Below are 22,987 nucleotides of genomic sequence, written 5' to 3'. Positions count from 1 at the left end.
CATGGGCTGTTTTTTTTAATTACAACTCACTCCGGATGCCGAAGATCACTTTGAATTGATTGCGCGCTTTGGTGGCTTTCTTGAAGCCATCCTGTGAATCCAGAATCCATACCGTTCTTCTGATCCAGACTCTTATATACAGGGAACGGCATTTAACAGGCCCGATAATTCCCCGTGCTTCGATCTCTGTACCATCAGGCTTCTCGGTCTCAGTTCGTACCAGCCATCTATTTCCTATTCCGAATTCGATGTATTTCAAGCCGGCGGGCACCTCCAGTTCTGCATGACTGATCATAACATCGTCGTCTGGAGTTTTACAGTGAGGGTTGTGGCATGCGATTTCATGTGTGCAGACAAAAATTAAGCTGGCGGGAGAGAATCAGAACAGTCATAACTACAGCATGTCCGCAGTAAGATTCAAAGAGAGGGTTTTGCGTTGAATGATTAGCAGAGGCTGTTTGCAGCTGCAATAGAAATCAGCTCCTTGAAAAATACATATTACAACGAATGGTCAATGATAAATATCTCTGTATTTCAGCTGATTTCCGGCTTCGGAAATATTTTTTATGACAAATACATAATTTTTAGACAATTTCTATTGCGTCACTGAAATGGTAGCGATAACATAGAAGGTGATATGGATTAGATGAACTTGCTTGACAACACTTTCAGGGAGGGATTGCCATGCTGCTTGCAGAAGCTGCCGCGCAAGAACCGTCTACATTTCATACCTTCGATGTATTTATGATTCTATTCACGATCCTGATTCTTATTGGTGTGGTCCGGCTATTGAAAGCTCCGCAGAAGAACAAATTTGCAATCGGCTTCGGAGTGGTGAGCCTGCTGGTTTTTGCAGTCTCTGACTATGCAATGATTATGAATTGGTTCAGCTAAGTTCAGGCACAACTAACTTCAGAAGCAAGGTCTTTCAAAGACACCTTTATCCGCCACCCGGCGAGCCTAAAGGCGTCTTTTTTTAACAGGATAAAGGAATCAGCTGTACAGGAGAAAGGGGGAAGGCGATGAACGGGGGAAAGAACGCAGTTGCCCGGAGTGGCGTTGTGCTGTTGTGCGGGTTGATATTGTCGGGATTCACAGGTAGTCCGCTGTCTGCATTTGGCGCAGTGTACGGAGGGACAGGCCCTGTAACGGCTGGACAAATAGGTGGAGTCAAACCCGTTAACAAGGAGCAAACGGCTAAACCCGCAGTGGATCCGGTACCACAAATTATCCGCGCTGTGTCGCCATCAGTCGTGGGCATTATCGGCAAAGCCAGTGGCGACCCCGTAGGCCCGGATGACCGCTACAATCTGACACACGGGTCCGGAATTATCGTCAAAGCAGACGGGTGGATTATTACCAATGCCCACGTCATGGAGGGGCTGCAGAATGCAGTGGTGGTTACCTCAGACGGCAAGAGCTATAACATTACGGATACATATTTGGATGAGGTGAGTGACCTCGCTCTGATCAAGATTACAGCCAAATCCCTGAAGCCGGCAAAGTTCGCCGCTAGCCCGGCAGGCATACAAGTTGGAGAAAAGGTTATAGCGATCGGTACGCCTATTTCGTTCTCCCTCAGAAATTCGGCTACAGTAGGAGTGATTAGCGGCCTCAACCGTTCGGTCGATGCGGCTTACCGGCTGATCCAGAGCGATACAGCGATTAACCCCGGCAACAGCGGAGGGCCGCTGATCAGCATGAAGGGTGAGGTGCTTGGGGTCAACAGCTTGAAATATGCGGCAGTGGGTGTGGAAAATATGGGCTTCTCCATTCCGGCGGATACGGTGCAGTATATTATGAATCAGCTGCTCAAATACGGTGAAGTCCGCCGTCCGAGTCTCGGAGTGGAGCTGGAGGAGAGCTGGCCCGTCATTGTCGGGCTGCCTACCGAGGAGCCTTTAACGGTTACGAAGGTGGTCACTGCAGAAGCACGGAAGGCGGGGATTGCCGAGGGAGATGTACTGTATGCGATAGATGGCCACCGGGTTACGTCACTTGTGGACATTAACGAATGGTTCAAGCAATACAAACCGGGTGCAGTGGTCAAGCTGCTCATGCAAAGTGACGGCGATATCGTCGCCAGAAGCCTTGTTCTGGGGCAAGGTGATCCTCTGGTGAATGCGGAAGAGGCGGAGGGGGATGGCGATGATCAGGCGGAAGAGTAGAAGGCTTGCAGGAGCAGGAACGCCGCGATTGGGGATGGGATATATATTCCGCGGACTGTCTGTCATGCTGGTAGTGCTATTGTTGCTAGCTGTATTTCCGGGCATGAATGCTTATGCGGCAGAAACTCCGATTCTAAAGCTAAGCCTCAAAGTAGGCAGTACATCTGCAAAGGTTAACGGGGAACCGATAGTGATTCAGAAGCCTTTTACGGAGAGCGGGGCGGTCATGGTACCGCTGGGAATTTTCAAAAAAGCATTCGGCAGCACAGTCTCGCTTGAAGGTAGCGATGTGGTGAAGGTGATGTACGGTGCACATACCGGAGCGATGACGATAGGCAGTACCACTGCCTGGAAGGATGGCATCAAAATTAAGCTTGCTGCGCCGCCGCGGATGGTTTCCGGTGTGCTGATGGTGCCCCTGCGGTTCGTGACCGGAGTGCTCGGTGCGCGGATTACTGCGGCAGATGGCGGGGGATTGCTGGTTACACTTACTCCTTCGGAGAAGGAAGCGGCAGCAGAATCGGAGAGCGGCATCGACAGTGATGTCGGCAAGACCCGGATCGGCAACAGTTATTTTGAATGGAGCATGAATTATCCTCCCGGACTTGTTGTGGGTGACAGCGGGGGGAATGAGAATGTAGCGACTTTTATGAGTGCAGAGAATGATTGTTATCTGGAGGTCCATGCTTCACCGCAGGAGGTGCTGCTTGATCCGGAAGGGCTGTTGGAGAATCTGGTGCGGTCATCGGAGGAGGGCGGAGAGACTGTACTGGACCGGGAGGTCGTGCCTGAAGCCAAGGTTCCTTACGCCCGGATAGTCAGCAAGGATTCCAGCGGAGCGCTGTGGGAAGGCAGGCAATATTATGCTGACGGCAGGCTGTATGAAATTTATCTGACGGACGATAACGCGGTGAACTATAAAGATCTGGATCAGTATGCCGTGCTGCTGGACTCCTTCCAACCTTCCTATAATTCTTCCGACAAAAGCATCCGTGATCTCTCCACAGTCACAAACGGCCTGCGCGAAGGATATAACGAAGACTACGGAATCTCACTGCTGGTGCCGGCAGACTGGAGTGTGGATGACCAGCATTTATATTATGAGAGCAAACAGGGAAGCTATCTGCGTGTAAAAGTGAGCTCTGCCCCTGCGGGCTCAACGCTCGAGAGCTGGAGCCGGGAACTGGAGTCGCAGCTGCGTGACACCTACGTGGCCGAAGCTTATACGCTGAAGAACGGCATCGCAGGCAAAGTCTCCGGTGAGCCGGCATTGATCAATGAAATCGGACTCAATCCAGGCAACGGCTGGAGTACGGAATATCAGATTTTGCTGTTGAAGAACGGCTACCGCTATTATTTTGAATACCGGACAGCGTCCGGACAGGATGGCGACAAGGCGCGGTTCACAGATGTGCTTAACTCCATTGATATTGATTTTGCGCAGATCAAGGAGAACTTTGGCCGTCTGGAAACCGATGATTACGCGCTGCTCAGCACAAAGTCGATCCCTAAGAGCTCCAAAGCATACGGCTACAGCATTGATATTCCGCGCCTGTGGACGCCATATCAGGATCTTTTTGAGAGCCAGACCGTGGAATACCGCTTCACCGGCGGACGGTTCCAGATTTATGCCAGTCCGGATGTAACCATGGAATATGCCGTCAGCCAGCTGCAGAGCTATTATCAGAACACCAAAAAAGACCCGAAAGGGCCGCAGGTGACAAGTGTGGAGGAAACCACCTTTGCGGGAGTGCCTGCCACAATTCTCACCGTACAGCAGACCAAGGGCAGCATCCCTGTGAGCACTCGGAATGTTATCTTCAGCAAGAATGATGTGGTGTTCACGATCACCGTCACGCTGAACGATGCCAATGCAACGGCCAGCCAGCTGGCGGTGTTGGAGAGGGTGCTGGGGTCGTTTGGGTGGGGGGAATCCTCATAGTTTAATGTTAGCGTATAATTAGCTATGACTAAGAACGTCTCAGTTGCCGGCAGGCAGCGGGACGTTTTTTTATGATGGGAAAGAGTTTGTGGAGTTTGTACGGATATTGGAAAAGATTGATGGACTACAGCCGGACGGTATTTCGTACCCTGGTGATTTGCGATGTAAAAGACAAAAAAATGCAGCATGATGCTTCTGTCCTCCTATTATTCATATAATTCTTGCCATTTTGATGGCGCAGAGGTGTGATATTTGATACAATTAATAAGTTAAAAAGCTGTAAATGACCCGCCGAACAGGCGGTTTAGGAGGATATAAATGAAAGAGCAACAAATACGCAGAGAAGACGTAGAACTGCTGGCTCCGGCGGGAGACTGGGACTGCATGCGTGCAGCAGTGGCGAACGGGGCGGATGCTGTCTTTTTTGGCGTAGAGAAATTCAATGCACGGGCCAGAGCCAACAACTTCCGCATGGACGAGCTGCCGGAGATTATGGCCTTTCTGCACAGCTATGGAGTGAAGGGGTTTCTGACCTTTAATATACTGGTGTTTGAGAATGAGCTGCCGGATGCAAAAGAACTTATTGATGCCTGCGTAGATGCCGGTGTGGATGCGGTAATTGTACAGGACTTGGGTCTGGTCCAAATGATCCGAGAGATCTCTCCGGATTTCCCGATTCACGGTTCTACGCAAATGACGATTACTTCACCGGAAGCGGTGGAGTTCACGAAGCCTTGGGGGCTGGAACGTGTAGTCCTTGGCCGTGAAAATAATCTGAAGCAGATCCGCACGATTGGCGAACAAGCCCGCCTGCCGATGGAAGTCTTCGTGCATGGTGCACTATGTGTATCCTATTCCGGACAATGTCTGACTTCCGAAATGTGGGGCGGACGCTCTGCGAACCGCGGAGAATGTGCCCAGGCCTGCCGCCTGCCGTATGACCTGGTGGTAGACGGAGAAGTGAAGCCGATGGGTGATGTAACCTACCTGCTGTCCCCGAAAGATCTTGCCGCTATTGATCTGATGCCCGAACTGATTGAAGCTGGAGTGACCTCTTTCAAAATTGAAGGCCGGCTCAAGACTCCCGAATACGTTGCGAATGTGGTTAGTAAATACCGCAAAGCGATTGATAAGTATTTTGACGGTAACTGGACACCGACCTCGAAGGAGGACATGCGTGAGCTGCAGCAGAGCTTCTCGCGCGGCTTCACTCATGGTTTCCTGGACGGTACTAACAATAAGAAATTAGTTGATGGCACCTTCCCGAAAAGCCGGGGTGTGTTCATGGGAACCGTCGAACAGATTCTGCGCGACGGTGTAGTCTGCCGTATTCATGCTCCGCTTAAGCGCGGAGACGGAATCGTGTTCGATGCCGGAGATCCGACCAAGAAGGAGGAGGGCGGCCGCGTCTACGATCTGCGCCGCAAAGGCGTCAAGCTGGAGGGCGAAGCCGGCGAAGGCTGGATTATCGACATCGTACCCGGCCGTAATGACGTGGATCTGCGCCGTCTGCATGTAGGCGTCCGCATCTGGAAGACGAACGATCCGGCGCTCGACAAAGCGCTTCGCCAGTCGTATGAGACCGAGAAACCTTACAGGGTCTTCCCGGTTCATGTGAGAGTGCAAGGCTGCGCGGGTGAGAAGCTGACGACCTGGTGGACGGACATTCAGAAGAAGGTAACCGTCCGTGTGGATTCGGAGCTCGCGCTGGAGACAGCGCAAAAGCGTCCGATGGATACCGCGCTGCTGGAAGAACAATTCGGCCGCCTGGGCGGAACCGTGTTCCAGCTTGAGGCGCTGGAGTCGCATCTGCAAGGCGACGTGATTGTGCCCATGCGCGAGCTGAACAGCATCCGCCGCCAGGCGGTGGAGCTGCTTGCAGGCGAGCGCCCGAAGCCTCCCGTGTATGTGAAACGGGAGGTAGAGGTCTACGGCGGCGCTTCCCGCAGGGGCGCTGCAGAGGCGCGCGGTAAAGCGGAGCTCACCGCGCTGTGCCGCAGCCTGCCGCAGGTGCAGGCTGCGCTCGAAGCCGGCGTGACGAACATTTACGCCGATTTCGAGTTCATCAAGCAGTTCCCGGCGGCAGTAGACGCTGTGCGGGCTGCAGGGGCCAGCATCACGCTGGCCACACCGCGCATCCATATGCCGAACGAGAACGGCTACCATGCCAACATCCTGCGGCTGCAGCCGGATGCTGTGCTGGTGCGCAATACCGGCGCGCTGTATTATTACCTGCGCCACCGGATGGAGCATCCGGATGCTGTGCATCCCCGGCTGATCGGCGATTTCTCGCTGAATATCGCTAATCACAGAGCAGTTGATCTGTTCCTGAATACCGGCTGTGACGTGGTCACTCCATCGTATGACCTGAACATCCAGCAGATGGTTGATCTGCTCGGACATAGCGACACCTCGCGGATGGAGGTTGTTATTCACCAGCATCTGCCGATGTTCCACACCGAGCACTGCGTGTACTGTACCTTCATGAGTGAAGGCACTGACTACACCAACTGTGGCCGCCCTTGTGAGGAGCAGCGTGCTTCACTGCAGGACCGGATCGGTATGTCCCATCCCGTCCGTGTAGATGAAGGCTGCCGTAACACTGTCTATAACGCTGTTGAACAGTCAGGTGCAGAATACCTGAATCACTTCCGTGAGCTTGGCGTATCTTCTTTCCGTGTAGAGTTCCTAGAGGAAACACCGGAACAGGTAGCTGAGGTTATCAGCCTATACAGCCGCGCACTGCGCGGAGAAATCTCCGGAACGCAGGTTTGGAAAAGCCTGAAGGCCACCAACCAGCTTGGGGTTACACGCGGGCAGTTGGTTAATGCGAAATAGGCAATTTGTGTAATCTTCAGACGTATATGTATTGATGCAGGATCAAATAATACATGCTAGGCCAGACTGTCCTTGAGGAGCCATACACTCTCAGGACATCTGGCCTTTGCTTTTTCTACATCTGTTCCAAGATGTAGCACAAACAGTCTGCCAATATTCTGCTAGAACTGCTATAATTGAATCAAATATGCCATTTTTCTATAAGAAATCAGTAATGAAAACAAGAAGCCAGAAGGAGCTATGTCATGAAGATCCGTAAAGCCATTATTCCCGCAGCTGGCCTGGGTACCCGCTTTCTGCCTGCGACCAAAGCGATGCCCAAAGAAATGCTGCCGATTGTAGATAAACCGACAATTCAATATATTGTTGAAGAAGCAGTAGCTTCCGGGATTGAAGATATCATTATTGTGACGGGGAAGGGCAAGCGTGCGATTGAGGACCATTTTGACAACTCGTTCGAACTGGAATTCAACCTGGCTGAGAAGCAGAAGTGGGAGCTGCTGGAATCGGTACGTAAATCCTCGGAGATGGCCGATATTCATTACATCCGTCAAAAAGAACCGCGCGGCCTCGGACATGCCATCTGGTGCGCACGTAAATTCATCGGCAATGAACCTTTTGCCGTTCTGCTTGGGGATGACATTGTAGAGTCGGATAAGCCATGTCTGAAGCAGATGATTGATGTATACGATCAGTACAAATCCTCTATTGTGGGAGTTCAACAGGTGCCGTGGGAAGAAGTTTCCCGGTATGGACTGGTGGATGGAACTGAATTAGCAGAACGTGTCTACAAGGCCAACCGCCTAGTCGAAAAGCCGAAGAGAGAAGATGCTCCATCCAACCTGGCGATCCTGGGACGGTATATCCTGACTCCGCGTATCTTCGACATGCTTGGCGAACAGCAGGTGGGCGTAGGTGGAGAGATTCAGCTTACGGATGCTATCTCACGTTTAAGTGAAGTAGAGCGGATTATTGCTTATGATTTTGAAGGCAAACGTCATGATGTCGGTGAGAAGATGGGTTTCATTCAGACAAGCATCCATTATGCACTTCAGCATGAGGAGCTTAAAGAAGGGCTATTGCAGTATCTTAAAGAGGTTATAGAAAATGAAGAGAAGCTGTACAGCAGGTAGCAGGTTGTATTACAATCTTGCGCAGAATATCATCATTTAATCATAAAAAAAGCGGTCTACTGTACTCAGACAGTGGACCGCTTTTCTCTATGCGTTTTTAGGGTTGTATCCTTTGAACGTTTTAGTATTGTGTATTAACAATGACGTCAATCTCTGCAGCCTCTGCAGGATCAGCGGCGATGAGCTTATCATAGACCGTCTGGTCTTGCGCGGTCTCAGATTTCTTCAATGCAGCTAGATACCAGCGGGCTGCTTCGCGATTGGCTGCATCACTGTAATCATCGCTCAAGGCAAGCTTTAAAGTGGCTGCGGCTGCCTGCACCTGACCTGCCATATACTGGAGTTTCCCTGCATTCAAGTTGATTGACGAAGGAAGAGGCTGGCCTTGCAGATCAGATGCCACTTGATTGTAGGCATCCAGTCCAATGTTGAGATGAATGATTTTGTTAGCCTCATCCTGCTGAGCGAAGGATTGTTGTGCCAATTCGAAGGCACGGGCAATCAGAGAGCTATACCAGTTAGTGTCCCATAGTGTTGTGCTACTGACGATATCTGCATAGTTGTCTGCAAAACCGAGCTTCAACGTAGCAGCAGCTTGCTCAGCTTGGCCTGACAGCATTTGCAGCTTGCCGGCATTCAATGCAATCGTCGGAGTAATCGAGAACGGACGGCCCTGCAGCTGTTCAGGCGGCAAAGTCTTCAGGTGCTCTACACCGTCAACCACATGCTGGTATGCTTCAAGACCGGCAGTTAGGTAATCCTGTTTCTTAGCTTCGTCTTTTTGCACATTGGCTGCAGCTGCAAAAGCCTGTGCACGGCTAATCAATGCCTCATACCAATCGATATCCCAATTGAATTTATCTGCGTTGTCGCGGTAGACATTGAAGCCCAGATCACTTTGTCCTTTGAGATCGTAGTAACTGATCAATTGTTTCAGTAAATCTTTATTGTATGGCTCATCCTTGAGTGCACGGCTCAGAACATTATAAACTTCAGCTAGATACTGCTCATCTTGTGTTTGTTTAAAGACCGTCAGGTCAAGGGATGCAAGATAGATTGCCGATTCCGGGTGGAAAGGACGACTCTGCAGTGCTTCGACCAGCGGAGTCTTAATCTCTTCGTATGATTGACTCACGCTAACTAGATTTTTACCTTTGAGTGCGGCATTACTGGATCCGATATAGCTGATGGACAGGAAGAGCAGGAACACAGAGCCGATGGCCAGTACAGCAAAGTAACCGAAGCGTAGTCCAGCCTTGTTCCAGTTCTGGCGTAGAGGCTTGTTGTCCATAACCGCTCCCATACCAGCCAAACCAATGAATACCAGAATCCCCATGAACGCATAACTCATGTTAAAGTCCAGCAGACTGTGAACAAGAATGGACAGAGCAATAATGTAGAAGAAGAATCCATTATTGAACTCGTCCTTGTCCCGTTTCAGGTAAGCACGGATGTATTTATAGAAAATATATCCGATAAAGCCCATAAACACGATAAATCCGACGATTCCGACCTCAATCAAATACTGAAGGAAGAAATTGTGAACCTGACGGCTTACATAAGGGTTGTTCTGATAATGTTCATAAAGGGAGGCCCAACCACCCCCGCCGGATCCAATGACCGGATAATCCTTAACAACCTTCATAGCATCCTTATAAAAAGTGATGCGCTCCAGTACGCTATGCTGTTTGAAGTTGATGTTCTCCAGCCGTGTTTCAATATTATCAGGCAAAACGCTGCGTACGCTTGTCCCAATAAGCAGGAAAGCAACAATAGCTACAAGAACGATTGAGCCGAGTGGAATCCACAGCCCTGTTAATTTTCGCGTTTCCCAGCTTCCCAGCTTCTTTTGCAGCCACGGAGCGGCAAACCGCTGAATCGCCCAGCCAAAAGCTGCAACAACCGCTGAGGCCACAAGCAGGTAAGCCCAGGCCTTTAACGCGGCTGACGAAGTGAAGGTGGTATTCAACTCTGTTCCAAGCGTAGTTAGCGGGCTGGTAACCAGCAGAGCAGCGATACCGGAAATCGCAAGATGAATAATCCACAGAATCTGCTGAGCAGGCTTCAGGAACAACAGCAGAAGAATAAACACAACTGGCAGCATTACGAGTCCGCCACGGGATAAGGTCAGCAGCAGAGATACAATAATCGGTACAAGCATGAAACTGTGAGTCAATGTGCCGTACCATTTTTTAGAGCGGACGAGTGCGAACACTGCAACAAACAAGAAAGCCATCAGGAACGCAGCGTAAGTGTTGGCATACTGGAAAATAGAAGTCAGACGCAAGCCGTTCGAGTCTGTCATCACGGCATCCAAGTATTTACCACTGCGTACTGTGTTGGAGAACCAGCCTACAAGGCCTCCAGCGAATTTCCAGCTTCCAAGCCAGTTCAGCAGGCCAAAGCCCACGATGAAATAGGCAATCGCCAGAATGGCATTCTGAATGACAACATTTAGTTGCTTTTGCTGGAGCAGATATAACGCTATAATGAATATTGCGACATACATGCTCTGTATAAACAGCAGGTTCATCGCCATATAATGCGAAACAGCGCCAATAAGCGACAACGCATACGTAGCGGGAAGCAGCAACGAGGCCATAGCCAGTAAGTCACGCTGTCCTTCCAGCTTGAATTTTGTGAAGTACAAGCCTATCCATACCAGCAGCAAGAGGCTGCTCAGCAGCGATGACACATAAATCGGCTTCTCAAAGTCGATCTGCTGCCCATTAAACAATCCCACTTGAAACGGGGTCCAAACCAAAAACACAATGAAACCAATAACCAAAGCCCATATGTAACTGGATATCTTTTCAACATTTCTCGACTGTACAGCATTTTTACCGTATACTGGTTTCGACACGTTATGATCTCCTTTTCCTGTAGGTACGAGGATATTTTAACATATGATTATATTCAGAGTCAGTATATATTCGTTTTGAAATTAAAGACATATACTTCTGATGACGTTAAAGAGAGGGATCATATGAAATGTTGCTGTATTAGATGGTAATTTTAGTTCTTCTTTTACCTTGTTAAAAAGTTCAGATTAATTATTGATAGAATAATAAATGACTCTCATTGATTTTTTGATAATAATGTTATCTGAGTTATTGATTTGAAAGCCTATTTACGATTATCAACGGATTAAATCGGAATTATTCATAACACTAAATTATGCCGTGCACTCTTGGTGTTTTTTGAGTAAAGGGCTACGAGCTTGTTAATATGTATCTGAGATAGTGACTTAGAAGGAGAATTATTATGACGTTATTTAATTATACCCTCAGTATTATTAAACAAAGAAACATGGTTAAAGAGCTTGCTAAAAAAGACTTTAAGGCTAGGTATCTTGGATCAACGTTAGGGAGCTTTTGGGGTTTTTTTCAACCGATTTTATTGATTCTAATTTATTGGTTTGTGTTTCAAGTTGGGTTTAGAAATAACCCTGTTGAAAATGCACCGTTTATTTTATGGCTTTTAGCGGGTATTGTTCCATGGTTTTTCTTTTCTGAAAGTTTGGCGTCAGCTACCACTTCAATTGAACAAAATAGTTTTTTAGTAAAAAAAGTAGCGTTTAATACGTTCTTGTTACCTGTTGTTAAAATTGCGTCGGCATTAATAGTTCATATTGTATTTATCGCGTTGAGTTTAATAATTTATTACTTTTATGGTAGACCCATAGATTTATATCAGTTTCAGATATTTTATTATTCATTTATTTTATTTCTTTTTCTGACTGGACTATCTTGGGTTGTATCTGCACTTAATGTTTTTTTGAAAGATGTTGGGCAAGTGGTGAATATTATATTGCAATTTGGTTTTTGGCTTACACCAATATTTTGGTCGTTCAATCAAGTTCCTACTAAATTTCATTGGATATTTAAATTAAATCCTATGTATTACATTGTGGAAGGTTATCGAGATTCATTGATTAATAAAATATGGTTTTGGCATCACTATAACTTAACCATTTATTTTTGGTTAATCACTGGATTTCTTTTGGTAGTTGGAGCTAGTTTGTTTAAAAAATTGAGTCCCCATTTTTCAGATGTGCTTTGATTTGAAAGGAGCTATTATGGCAACCCCAATAATTAAAATCAACCAACTTTCTAAGGTGTATCGAGTTTATAATACTCCTGGAGATAGATTGAAAGAAACATTAAGTATAACTAAGAAAAAATTTTCATCAGATTTCCATGCACTTAATAATATTTCATTGGTAATAAATAAAGGGGAAACAGTGGGTATAATTGGTAGGAACGGATCTGGGAAATCGACTTTATTGAAAATATTAGCACAAGTTTCTACTCCGACAACAGGTAGTGTTCACATTCAAGGTTCTGTTTCAGCAATATTAGAACTAGGTGCAGGCTTTAATCAAGAGTATAGCGGATTAGAAAATATATATTTAAATGGTACGATCCAAGGGAAGAATAAGGAACAAATGAACAAAAAACTAAATGATATTTTGGCATTTGCAGATATTGGTGATTTTATTAATCAGCCGGTTAAAACATACTCGAGTGGAATGTTCGCTAGATTAGCTTTTGCTGTTGCAATTAATGTCGAACCAGATATTTTAATTGTTGATGAAGCTCTAGCGGTTGGAGATATGAAATTTCAAGCGAAATGCTTCAGGAAGTTTGAAGAGATGAAAACCAAAGGAACTACTATTCTGTTTGTAGGACATGATGTATCTAGTATTCGTAAATTTTGTGATAAGGCTATGTGGTTGCATCAAGGTAAGTTAGTTGCTTTTGGTGATACACTGGGCGTGACAGCGGAATATATGGAATTTATGAATTCAGAAGAATCAGAACAGCCTGATATTAAAGCACTTGATGAAGAGGGTTTGTCAGATGTGGAACCTGCTGAAATGTTTAGTGAAATTAAAATCGATGCAATAAATCGGTGGGGATCTCACAAAAATTCAATAAAGAGTGTGGCTTTAATAAACGAAAAGGGAAGATCCACAACAGTGTTTCAACATGGTGAGACGGTTAGGATCATTCTTAAATTTACCTTGCCAGAAAATATTGATTTATTGCATTTCAGTGCAGCCATCTCGATTAAAAATACAATGGGACTCGATTTAATTGTGTTTACTACTCATGATGAAAAAAATACTATATTTGAATCAACATCTAATGAGATTGAACTGACCTTTGAATTTGTTAATTATCTAACAGAAGGCGATTATATTCTCGTGGCTGCACTGGAAAATCGTAAGGGAATACAACCAGAATATTATGATTTTATAGAAGGGGTAGCATACTTTAAATCGATTGCGACAAAGCAACTCTTTGGAGTAGTTCATACACCCTATCGTATATTGTTGAATAAAGAGGTGAACCTAACAAGTGGAAAATGAATTTACAGTGAATAGCAAAGAGTACTGGGATACTAGATTTGAAACGAATTGGGATTCCTATTCAGGAAGAGAACAAACACTATATTTTGGGGGTATTGCTATTGAAATGCTTCCTGATTGGTTTAAGAACGTTTTATCAGAGGGGGTAACGTTTGCTGATGTTGGTTGTGCAGAAGGAGACTGCACGAATTTCTTCTCCAAATTATTTCCTAACACCGATTTCACAGGTATTGATTTTTCTGAATCAGCTATAAGGAAAGCAAAAGAATATTATCCAGAACAAACATTCATCCAAGCAGATATTAAATCTATTGATAAGAAATTCGATGTAGTATTCTCATCTAATACTTTAGAACATTTCATTAATCCATTTGACATTATTAGGGATTTATTTAGAATATCTTCCCAATACACTGTGGTATTAATTCCCTTTCAAGAATATGAAAGATTCAGCGAGCATTTTCATACTTTTGATTATAAGGATTTTAATGTTGAATATAATGGTTTTACTGTTGTTTATGCTCAGGAATATGATTGTTCAATAAAAGAAAATATTTTTTGGGCTGGAAAGCAACTATTGGTGATTTATGAAAGAAACCAAGAAAATCAGAAAAGAAAGAAAGATGTAACTTTAAAAGATTATATAAATTCATTAACTTATAACTATAGTGATTTAAAGAAAGAATTGAAAGGAATTCAACTTGAAAACACTTCTTTAAAAGAGAACAACAAGAAACTTGAAATTAATTTAAATCACTTAATAGAAACAAACAAAGAACAATTAGCATTGATCCATACTAATATAATTAACACAGATAAACTTAACGATGAAAAAATTAGATATATAGAACAAGTGAATAGCCTAGAAAATGAATTGAATACTTCTATTTCGCAAAATTTAGCCTCTAAAGAAAAGTTGGATTTTTTCGATAAACAAGAAAAATGGTTGATAGCAGAAAAGTATAGATTAGATACTGAGATTAATGAGATTAAATCTTCAAATATATATAAAATATCTAGAAAATATTACAAAATTAGGGATAATGTGCCGATCGTAAAACATGTTTATAAAGGTTTGCGGATTTGGAAAAGACATGGTTTTTATGCATTGTGTCGGCAAATTAAACATAAAATCACTAAACCAACACCTCAAAACAAAGTGAATAAAAATATTGAGACATTGTATAGCAATATTAATGAAAAATATCAAGAAAATAAAATAAATGGCCTCTTTATTATTCCCTCAGCTTTTGAGTTTGATGAATTATACAATCAAAGAACAATAAATTTGGCGAAATATTCATCTAAAGATAATAAAGCAGTTTTATTTGTTGTATGGCAGTGGAATAAAAATGAAATAATCCCAGGTGCATTTAAAGAAGTGTATCCAAACGTCTTCCAAATACCTTTGTTTGAGTTTACAGAAAACATAGAGAAGCTGCAATTAATGAATGAAATAAGTAACAGAAAAGCTATATTAAACATACCTTCGGAACAATGGAATACCGCTTTATATCGTATTAAAGAACTAGGGTATAGTACTATATATGACATTATGGATGATTGGGAAGAGTTCAACAAAGTAGGACAAGCTGCTTGGTACAATAAACAGTTAGAGGAAGAAATGATTATCAATGTAGATAGTGTTGTAGCTGTGTCCCCTCCACTATCGGAAAAGTTTAGTTTTTTGCGGACTGATATTATATGTATTGGTAATGGCTATTACGATGACTTATTGGGAGAAAACAATAAATATATCTCCAGAAAAAATAATACTTCTAATAAAATAACGGTCGGATATTTTGGTCATCTGACTGAGTCATGGTTCGATTGGCAATTGGTGGAAAGTATGCTTAAAAATGAGAAGATTTTTGTTGAGATCATTGGATACGGCGCTAAAGAAGCTACGATCAACAATCTCAAAAAATACTCTAATTTTAAATATATTGGAAAAGTTGAACCGAAAAATTTATATAAGTATATTCAAAATTGGGATATAGGGATGATACCTTTTAAAAAAAGTAAATTATCTGAAGCTGTAGATCCAATAAAAATTTATGAATATATTTATTTTGGATTAAAGGTAGTTGTAACGGGAATTCCACATCTTGAGTTGTTTCCAAATACATTATTATATAGTGATGAAATCCCGATAGCTGATTTTATTTATAAAGTATATAAGGATCCAATAGAAAATAATGATCTGGTTGTTGAAACATTTCTGAATGAATCCTCTTGGGATCAACGTTTTAAAAAGATGATGGAATACAAAAATATCTATAACACGGAGATATATCATTATGAAACAGCTAAGAATTCTTAATGTATATAAATGGGCGACAATGGGCGGGGTAGAAAGGGTATTTCTAAACAGAGCTCATGCGTTTAAAGAATACAATTGCCCCGTTATATATGATATTTATTTTATGTATGATAGTGGTGGGTTGACACAATTTAAAGATTATATTAAGAGGAATGAGTTAGATAGTTTTATTCAAGTGGTTGACTCAATCGATGAAGAAAAGTACGACTTTATTTTTTCAGTTGATACACCTGAAATATTTGACATGGTTAAATTAAATGAGAAAGTATTTATAGAATGCCATACTGCTTACAAAGAAAATCGAGCATATATTCGCAAATTACCTCAGAATATTGCTGGTATCATTGTTCCAAGCAATCATTTTAGAAATATTTTAATAAAAGAAGTTACTAACAGCCATACAGATATTGTCTTCAAAATTTCTAATGCTGTAATTGCACCTACAAATAAAAGTGAGCATTTCGAACGGATATGGAATAAAAAGCCGATGCTCTATTTGGGAAGAATGGACAAACTTAAGAATGTAGAAGAGGTTATCAAAATTTTTTCTCAATATAAGCAGAATATTGATGATGACATGATTCTAGTACTAGTTGGTCATGTTATTAAACATGAACTAGATTTAATTTCATTACTCGATAAATATCAAGTTAGGGGAAGGACTATTATTATGCCCCCTATTGCATTTGAAAATGTTCATAAAATTTTTGAGATGGTTAGAAATCATAGAGGAGTATTTATATCTTCATCAACGCAAGAAACTTTTGGACTTTCTGCTGCTGAAGCGATATGCAGTGATATACCAGTGATATTATCAGACATAGTGGCTCACAATGAGCTTGTTTCAGGTGATGATGGATTTTTATACACTATCGGAAATATAGAAGAAGCGGTATCTAAGTTAGCAGAAGTTAATAGGCACTATAATGATTATCAAATAACATTAAAAAACCACCAATCTAAACTGCAATATAATCAATTCATAGAGGATTGGAATAATCTTATGAGTGGTAAGCAATATGGTTAAGATTGCATATTTAATGCATATAGATTGGAATTGGGCAAAACAGAGACCTCACTTTATTGCCGAAAAATTATCAGAGGTCTATGAGGTAGATCTGATATATATAAAACAAGTTGCAAATAGTAGCAGATATAAAAAACAAAAAGTTAGTAAAAACTTAAACGTGTTAAAATTAATTAAACTTCCTTATTCTGGAAGGAATAAGTGGTTGAAAATAGTCCAAGATAGATTGAATCAGAAAATTTTAGACATCGACTTTTCTTCGTATGATTTAATTTGGGTGACTTCACCCATTATATTAGACTTCATTGATGCTGATAATATAAATAATTGTAAGGTTATTTATGACTGTATGGATGATTATCTAGAGTTTTTTGAACATCAGAAAGACATCTATAAGCACAAGCAATTGGAAGAAGAATTGGTTAACAAGTCGGCTATTATTATTACCTCATCAAGTACATTAAAAGATCGTCTTCAAAGCCGTTATGAAAATATTATTAATACTAAAGAAGTATATGTAATCAATAACGCACTTAGTCAAAAATGGTTAAGTAAAAGAGATGATTACCTCAATATTCACACTACATATAATAAAAATAGAAATTATGTAATTGGATATATTGGCACAATAAGTGATTGGTTTGACTTTGATTTACTTAAGTATATTCTTTCTAAAAATGAAAAAATTGAATTTAAACTTATAGGCCCTAGCACCGTGAAAAAGATTACGCATCCACGGATTATTTATGTAGGTGCAGTTAGCCATGATTCTCTAGCTTCTTATATAAAAGATGTTGATGCATTTATAATGCCTTTTATTGTAAATAGGTTGATAGAGGCTGTTGATCCAGTCAAGATGTATGAATATATTTTGTTTAACAAACCTGTATTCTGTATAAGGTACCCAGAAGTAAAGAAGTTTGAAGAGTATGTATATCTTTATGAAGACAAGGATGAAATTTTAGAAGAAATAAATAAAGTGATGAAAGGACCACACGAAACTAAAGAGTCATTTGAATACTTGAAAGAAAATACATGGAATGAAAGGATTAATGAAATAAAAAAGGTAATCATTTTAGCTTTAAAATTGGAGGAGTAATTAATTTTATGAAAGTAGGTAGAATATGGACTCTTCTGATCTACGTGATTTGAAAATTGGTGTAGTATTAAAGCAAATATTATTATTTATAGCGTTGGTCTTTATTTCCTTTATTGTTTATTTTACATTAAGAGCAACTACTCCGTATGCAACAAGCCACACTGGTACTTACTATCTTTCTTTTTTGTTTGTCCCAATTGTATTTATTATTTCATTTATTTCAAAAAAATATTATCCCGAATCTAAACAGTTTATATTAATTATTATTATGTTGAGTTTCACAATCAGATGGATGTGGATATTTACAATAGATTCAAAACAAATATCTGATTATTCCCTTTTGTATGACTCTGCTTTGAAATTATCTAAAGGCGATATGTCTTATCTTTCGTACCCATATTTCCAAAGTTGGACGTATCAACTTGGTTTTACAATGTATCAAGCCGCTATTATGAAGTTGTTTGGCAACTATGACATAGTGTTGAAGCTTCTTAATGTTGTGTTTTCTACAGGGATATGTGTACTGATATACAAAATTGCGAAAATTATTTTTAATGAATTTACTGCAAGAATTTCTAGTTTAACATATGCCTTATTTATTCCTAATATAGTATTGAGCTCTGTTTTAACTAATGATCATTTATCTTCTTTTTTGTTTTATTTTGGATTTTATTTGCTTATTAGGAATAATAAGTTAAATTATAAAACCTTTATAATATCAGCAGCATTAATTAGCTTAGGAAATCTTATTCGTCCAATTGGCGCGTTGGTGATTATAGCCGTTATTCTATATGTGTTGATCTATTTATATTTAATGAAAAAAAATTCATTTATTTATCTTTCAAAGTTAATATTTATATTCATAATTAGCTTCTATAGCGTGTTTTATATAACTAGTTATATAGCAATTGGAGCAGGATTTTCAAATTCGCATTTGACTAATCACGAGCCTATGTGGAAATTTGTGCTTGGTATGAATTATGAAACAACTGGTTCATATTCGAACTCGGACTATGAAGAAGTTATTAAGTATCCGCTTGGAAGAGAACGTGATGAGTTTGAAAAAAAGATAGTAATAAATAGATTGAATGAAACCGAAAAAATCCCTGGATTGTTGATAAAAAAAATCGGGAATATGTGGGGAGAAAGTGACACCTCGATTTATTGGAGTCTTAGTGAATCAGGGAAGCCTCAATTATCGGCTTCACTTATTGTTAGTTCGCAGGTAGTTTATTTATTAATTTATATTTTTTCATTTATTTCTATTATCTGTTTGATGTTCAGTCGTAGAGAAAATAATAAATATATATTTATTTTGTTACTTGTATTAGGGTATTTAACTATTCACCTATTTATCGAGATACAGACAAGATATAGATATTTCATTATGCCTGTGCTAATTATATTTTTTGGTTACTCTCTTAGCTTTATAAATAAGTATTTTAGTCAAAAACTTAAAAATATCAATTTAACTAAAACAATTGGCTTGAGCTTGAATACAAAGAAACGAGAGTCTAATTAGTGTATTTTATAAATAATCAAATTTCGCTTCGTTTAGGAAGGGGTACGTCGTGAAAGCTCCAATATTATATATAAGCATACCTTGTTATAACGAGGAAGAAGCTTTAGCCAAAACTATTGATCACCTTTTAGTTGTAATGAATAATTTAATTAATAGTGAGTTAATCTCAAAAGAAAGCCGATTATTATTTATTGATGACGGAAGTAAAGATCGTACATGGGAGGTTATAAAAAGTAAACATCAAAGGGAAAGAATGGTTCTAGGACTTAAACTTTCAATAAATTCAGGCCACCAAAAAGCATTATTATCTGGATTAATGTTTTCCAGAAAGTTTGCTGATTGCGTAATTTCTATGGACGCCGATTTGCAGGATGATATTTGGGTAGTTAAAGACTTTGTAGTTAAATATCTTGAGGGCTTTGAGGTTGTATATGGTGTTAGAAAGAGTCGTGACAAAGATACATGGTTTAAGAGAGTAAGTGCGGAGTCATTTTATAAGTTAATGCTCAAGTTAGGGGTACCTGTCATTTTTAATCATGCGGATTACAGGTTGTTAAGTTCTAGAGTGCTAAATCATTTGAACGAGTTTAAGGAAACTAATTTGTTTTTAAGAGGAATTATCCCTTTGATAGGATTTCGTTCATGTACTATTGAATATGATCGTAAGGAAAGAATTGCAGGTGAGTCAAAATATCCTTTGAAAAAAATGTTGGCATTCGCTTGGGACGGAATCACATCATTTAGCAACAAGCCAATTCGTTTAGTAACAACGGTTGGATTTATAAGCTTAGGGATAAGCGCTGCAGTTGGATTGTATGCATTATTCTCTAAATTAGCAGATCATACAGTTTCTGGGTGGACCTCAATAATGATATCTCTTTGGTTTATTGGTAGTATTCAACTATTAGCTTTAGGGGTTATAGGAGAATATATTTCAAAGATTTATAGTGAAGTGAAAAGACGTCCACTCTATATTGTTGAGGAATATTTGACTGAGTCAACAGAATTTAAGCTGGATATTGAACCTACATTAATTAGAGAATTACGTAAATGACTAAATCCTCTACATTATAGGTTCGGCTAGTATTGGGGGAGATAGCCAATAGCTCTCTGAATTTGCTTAGTAAAGACAAGATTAGAACGTAAATCGGCGATTGTTTTATCTGCTTTTATAAACTCCACAATTCCCAAATAATTCAACCGTACAAATGGATTACAGAGTTACAATCTTGTCGAAATGCACTAATGGAGGCCGCTGCTTTTATCGTAGTGGTCTCTTTCTTTGTAGTCCAAATAATAATTCACATTAGATTTAATTGCTCTATAATCTAACATTGAAGATAAATAATAATCTTCCACAACTCATTTAAGTAGGGTGAAAAAATTGGAGAAAGTTCAAATTCTCATGTCGACATTTAATGGCGAGGCATATATCGAAGAACAACTTCAGAGTATATTTCAACAAACCTATCATAATATATTCATCCTTATTCGTGACGATGGTTCAAGCGATAACACCGTACCAATAATTCAAAAATTTATGGGTTTGTACCCCGGTAAGTTCCACCTCATTAAAGGGAGTAATGTAGGGGTGATCCAAAGTTTTTTTGAATTACTGAATTCAACTGAATTAGATGCATCATATTTTTGTTTTTGTGATCAAGATGATGTTTGGATGAATGATAAAGTTGAAAGATCGGTACAGTACCTGCATTCATGTCATACTGCTGGAATGTACTGCTCATCTACAATGCTAGCAGATCAAAATCTTAGTCCGATTAAAGTATGGCCAATTCCTCCGAAAAAGGATCCAGACTTCTACAATGCTATAGTGCAAAACATTGCTGTAGGTGCAACCGTGGCTATTAATAAAGCAGCAAGAGACATAATCGTCTCTAGAAAAATTAATATAAAAAACCTTCAAATGCATGATTGGTGGATTTACATATGTATATCTGCATTTGGTAATGTATTTTATGATGAGCGACCGACGATTTATTATAGGCAGCATAACAATAATGTTGTTGGTGGTCATAGAAGCATTCTACATGAGTTCAGGAATAAGTGGAGTAGCTTTCGTAAGCATTCGGGTCATAAGCTTTTAAAAAAACAAGCAATTGAATTCAATAGGCTCTATATGAATTTATTAGATGATGAAAAAAAAGACCAGTTACATCTATTCATTCAAGAGCGAAAGTCAATAAAAGAGAAGTATCAATTCCTTCAAAAGTCAAAGTTATATAGGAATTCGTTTTTAGAAGATCTGCTTTTTAAAATTCTGATTTTAATTGGGTATATCTAGTTTCAAGAAGTATATGCTCTATTCTCTGTTAAGTATAAATACAAGGATTTCTTAATATATTAATTCATGGAACGGACTAACTTCAACACCTAAAGTATTCATTTTAAGGCTAATACCATTATCCACAAAATAATTACAGCATATAATGATATAACCCGATATTGAAGTGAAAATATTCGTTGTTGTGCTAAACTTAAAATTATAAATTTCATAAAAATAAAGGTGGTCAACAAATGAAACTCCTCATCACCGGCGGAGCCGGATTCATCGGCAGCAACTTCGTAATTTACATGCTGCAGCAACACCCTGATTACAAGATCGTCAACGTAGATGCGTTGACTTACGCAGGGAATCTTGAAAACTTAAAATCAATCGAGAATCATCCGAACTATACATTTGTCAAAGCGGACATTACCGATGTAGCGGCGATGGATGCGCTGATCGGCGACGGTGTGGATGTCGTGGTTAACTTTGCCGCAGAGTCTCACGTGGACCGGAGTATTCTGGAGCCGGAAGTGTTCGTGAAGACGAATGTGCTGGGTACTCAAGTGCTGCTGGATGCAGCTAAGAAATACAGTATAACTAAATTCGTGCAAGTATCCACGGATGAGGTTTATGGATCGCTTGGCGCTACGGGTCTGTTCACTGAAGAAACACCGCTGACACCGAACAGTCCTTATTCCGCGAGCAAAGCGGGCGGGGATTTGCTGGTTCGAGCTTATCACGAAACATTCGGATTGCCGGTTAATATTACCCGTTGCTCCAATAACTACGGGCCTTATCAATTCCCGGAGAAGCTGATTCCGCTGATGATCTCCCGTGCGCTGGCTGATCAGGCGCTGCCTGTATATGGTGACGGAATGAATATCCGTGACTGGCTGTATGTGGAGGACCACTGCAGCGCGATTGATCTGGTTATTCATGAAGGTGTGAATGGTGAAGTCTACAACATCGGCGGCAATAATGAGCGGACGAATGTGCATATCGTGAATACCGTACTTCAGGAGCTGGGTAAACCAGATTCGTTAATTTCTTATGTTCAGGACCGTCCTGGACATGACCGCCGTTACGGTATAGATCCGGCAAAGATTACGAACGAGCTGGGTTGGAAGCCTAAACACACGTTTGAAACCGGCATTAAGGAAACCATTCAGTGGTATCTGAATAACAAGGAATGGTGGACGCGCATTCAGTCCGGAGAATACCAGAAGTATGCCGCACTTCAGTACGGCAGCCGTCTGGGGGATTCACTCTAATGG

Annotated in this window: 16 protein-coding genes; 14 read left to right on the top strand and 2 right to left on the bottom strand. The window is 40.9% G+C overall.

The window, feature by feature from the left end; translation table 11 throughout:
* Positions 1-19 precede the first annotated feature (19 nt).
* On the bottom strand, positions 20-259 hold the full coding sequence (locus tag GC101_RS09805) for a DUF3977 family protein (protein WP_171717090.1): 240 nt from the start codon (positions 257-259) through the stop codon (positions 20-22).
* Positions 260-684: 425 nt separating this feature from the next.
* Here GC101_RS09805 and GC101_RS09800 point away from each other — a divergent pair, with 425 nt between their 5' ends.
* The 5 genes from GC101_RS09800 (at position 685) to galU (ending at position 8,081) form a co-directional block, all read left to right on the top strand.
* On the top strand, positions 685-894 hold the full coding sequence (locus GC101_RS09800) for a DUF2759 family protein (RefSeq protein WP_039307102.1): 210 nt from the start codon (positions 685-687) through the stop codon (positions 892-894).
* A 128-nt stretch (positions 895-1,022) separates the two neighbouring features.
* The gene (locus GC101_RS09795; RefSeq protein WP_246354260.1) at positions 1,023-2,168 is read left to right on the top strand and encodes a S1C family serine protease; all 1,146 of its coding nucleotides are present in this window, start codon (positions 1,023-1,025) and stop codon (positions 2,166-2,168) included.
* The gene (locus GC101_RS09790) at positions 2,149-4,110 is read left to right on the top strand and encodes a stalk domain-containing protein (RefSeq protein WP_171717089.1); all 1,962 of its coding nucleotides are present in this window, start codon (positions 2,149-2,151) and stop codon (positions 4,108-4,110) included. Before GC101_RS09795 ends, GC101_RS09790 begins: the two co-directional genes overlap by 20 nt.
* A 318-nt stretch (positions 4,111-4,428) precedes the next feature.
* On the top strand, positions 4,429-6,948 hold the full coding sequence (locus GC101_RS09785; protein WP_171717088.1) for a U32 family peptidase: 2,520 nt from the start codon (positions 4,429-4,431) through the stop codon (positions 6,946-6,948).
* A gap of 245 nt (positions 6,949-7,193) precedes the next feature.
* Positions 7,194-8,081 (top strand): UTP--glucose-1-phosphate uridylyltransferase GalU, encoded by an 888-nt coding sequence (galU, locus tag GC101_RS09780; protein ID WP_042217979.1) that lies wholly within the window; start codon positions 7,194-7,196, stop codon positions 8,079-8,081.
* Positions 8,082-8,202: 121 nt separating this feature from the next.
* Here the strand turns inward: galU and GC101_RS09775 are convergent, their stop codons facing one another.
* A complete protein-coding gene (locus tag GC101_RS09775; protein WP_171717087.1) occupies positions 8,203-10,944 on the bottom strand; it encodes an O-antigen ligase family protein in 2,742 nt (913 codons plus the stop codon).
* Positions 10,945-11,345: 401 nt separating this feature from the next.
* Here GC101_RS09775 and GC101_RS09770 point away from each other — a divergent pair, with 401 nt between their 5' ends.
* From GC101_RS09770 to rfbB, 9 genes are all read left to right on the top strand, one after another.
* On the top strand, positions 11,346-12,143 hold the full coding sequence (locus GC101_RS09770) for an ABC transporter permease (protein ID WP_042217975.1): 798 nt from the start codon (positions 11,346-11,348) through the stop codon (positions 12,141-12,143).
* Between the two features lie 16 nt (positions 12,144-12,159).
* A complete protein-coding gene (locus GC101_RS09765; protein ID WP_042217973.1) occupies positions 12,160-13,455 on the top strand; it encodes an ABC transporter ATP-binding protein in 1,296 nt (431 codons plus the stop codon).
* Positions 13,445-15,778, top strand: a complete 2,334-nt coding sequence (locus GC101_RS09760) for a methyltransferase domain-containing protein (protein WP_171717086.1) — start codon at positions 13,445-13,447, stop codon at positions 15,776-15,778. The genes GC101_RS09765 and GC101_RS09760 overlap by 11 nt, the downstream gene beginning before the upstream one ends.
* Positions 15,756-16,805, top strand: coding sequence for a glycosyltransferase family 4 protein (locus GC101_RS09755; RefSeq protein WP_171717085.1), 1,050 nt, complete (start codon positions 15,756-15,758; stop codon positions 16,803-16,805). Before GC101_RS09760 ends, GC101_RS09755 begins: the two co-directional genes overlap by 23 nt.
* On the top strand, positions 16,798-17,904 hold the full coding sequence (locus GC101_RS09750; RefSeq protein ID WP_171717084.1) for a glycosyltransferase family protein: 1,107 nt from the start codon (positions 16,798-16,800) through the stop codon (positions 17,902-17,904). Before GC101_RS09755 ends, GC101_RS09750 begins: the two co-directional genes overlap by 8 nt.
* A gap of 25 nt (positions 17,905-17,929) precedes the next feature.
* Positions 17,930-19,426 (top strand): ArnT family glycosyltransferase, encoded by a 1,497-nt coding sequence (locus tag GC101_RS09745; protein ID WP_171717083.1) that lies wholly within the window; start codon positions 17,930-17,932, stop codon positions 19,424-19,426.
* 49 nt (positions 19,427-19,475) lie between these two features.
* Entirely contained in the window at positions 19,476-20,480 is a 1,005-nt protein-coding gene (locus tag GC101_RS09740; protein WP_042217967.1) for a glycosyltransferase family 2 protein, read from the top strand.
* A 330-nt stretch (positions 20,481-20,810) separates the two neighbouring features.
* The gene (locus GC101_RS09735; protein ID WP_171717082.1) at positions 20,811-21,728 is read left to right on the top strand and encodes a glycosyltransferase family 2 protein; all 918 of its coding nucleotides are present in this window, start codon (positions 20,811-20,813) and stop codon (positions 21,726-21,728) included.
* Positions 21,729-21,961: 233 nt separating this feature from the next.
* The gene (rfbB, locus tag GC101_RS09730; protein ID WP_171717081.1) at positions 21,962-22,984 is read left to right on the top strand and encodes a dTDP-glucose 4,6-dehydratase; all 1,023 of its coding nucleotides are present in this window, start codon (positions 21,962-21,964) and stop codon (positions 22,982-22,984) included.
* Positions 22,985-22,987: the final 3 nt, after the last annotated feature.

This window comes from Paenibacillus phytohabitans (genome assembly GCF_013141775.1).
In the GTDB taxonomy this organism is placed as follows: Bacteria; Bacillota; Bacilli; order Paenibacillales; family Paenibacillaceae; genus Paenibacillus_AQ; species Paenibacillus_AQ phytohabitans.
Note: the sequence above shows the minus strand (reverse complement) of the source record. Positions and strands in the feature narration are given on the sequence as shown.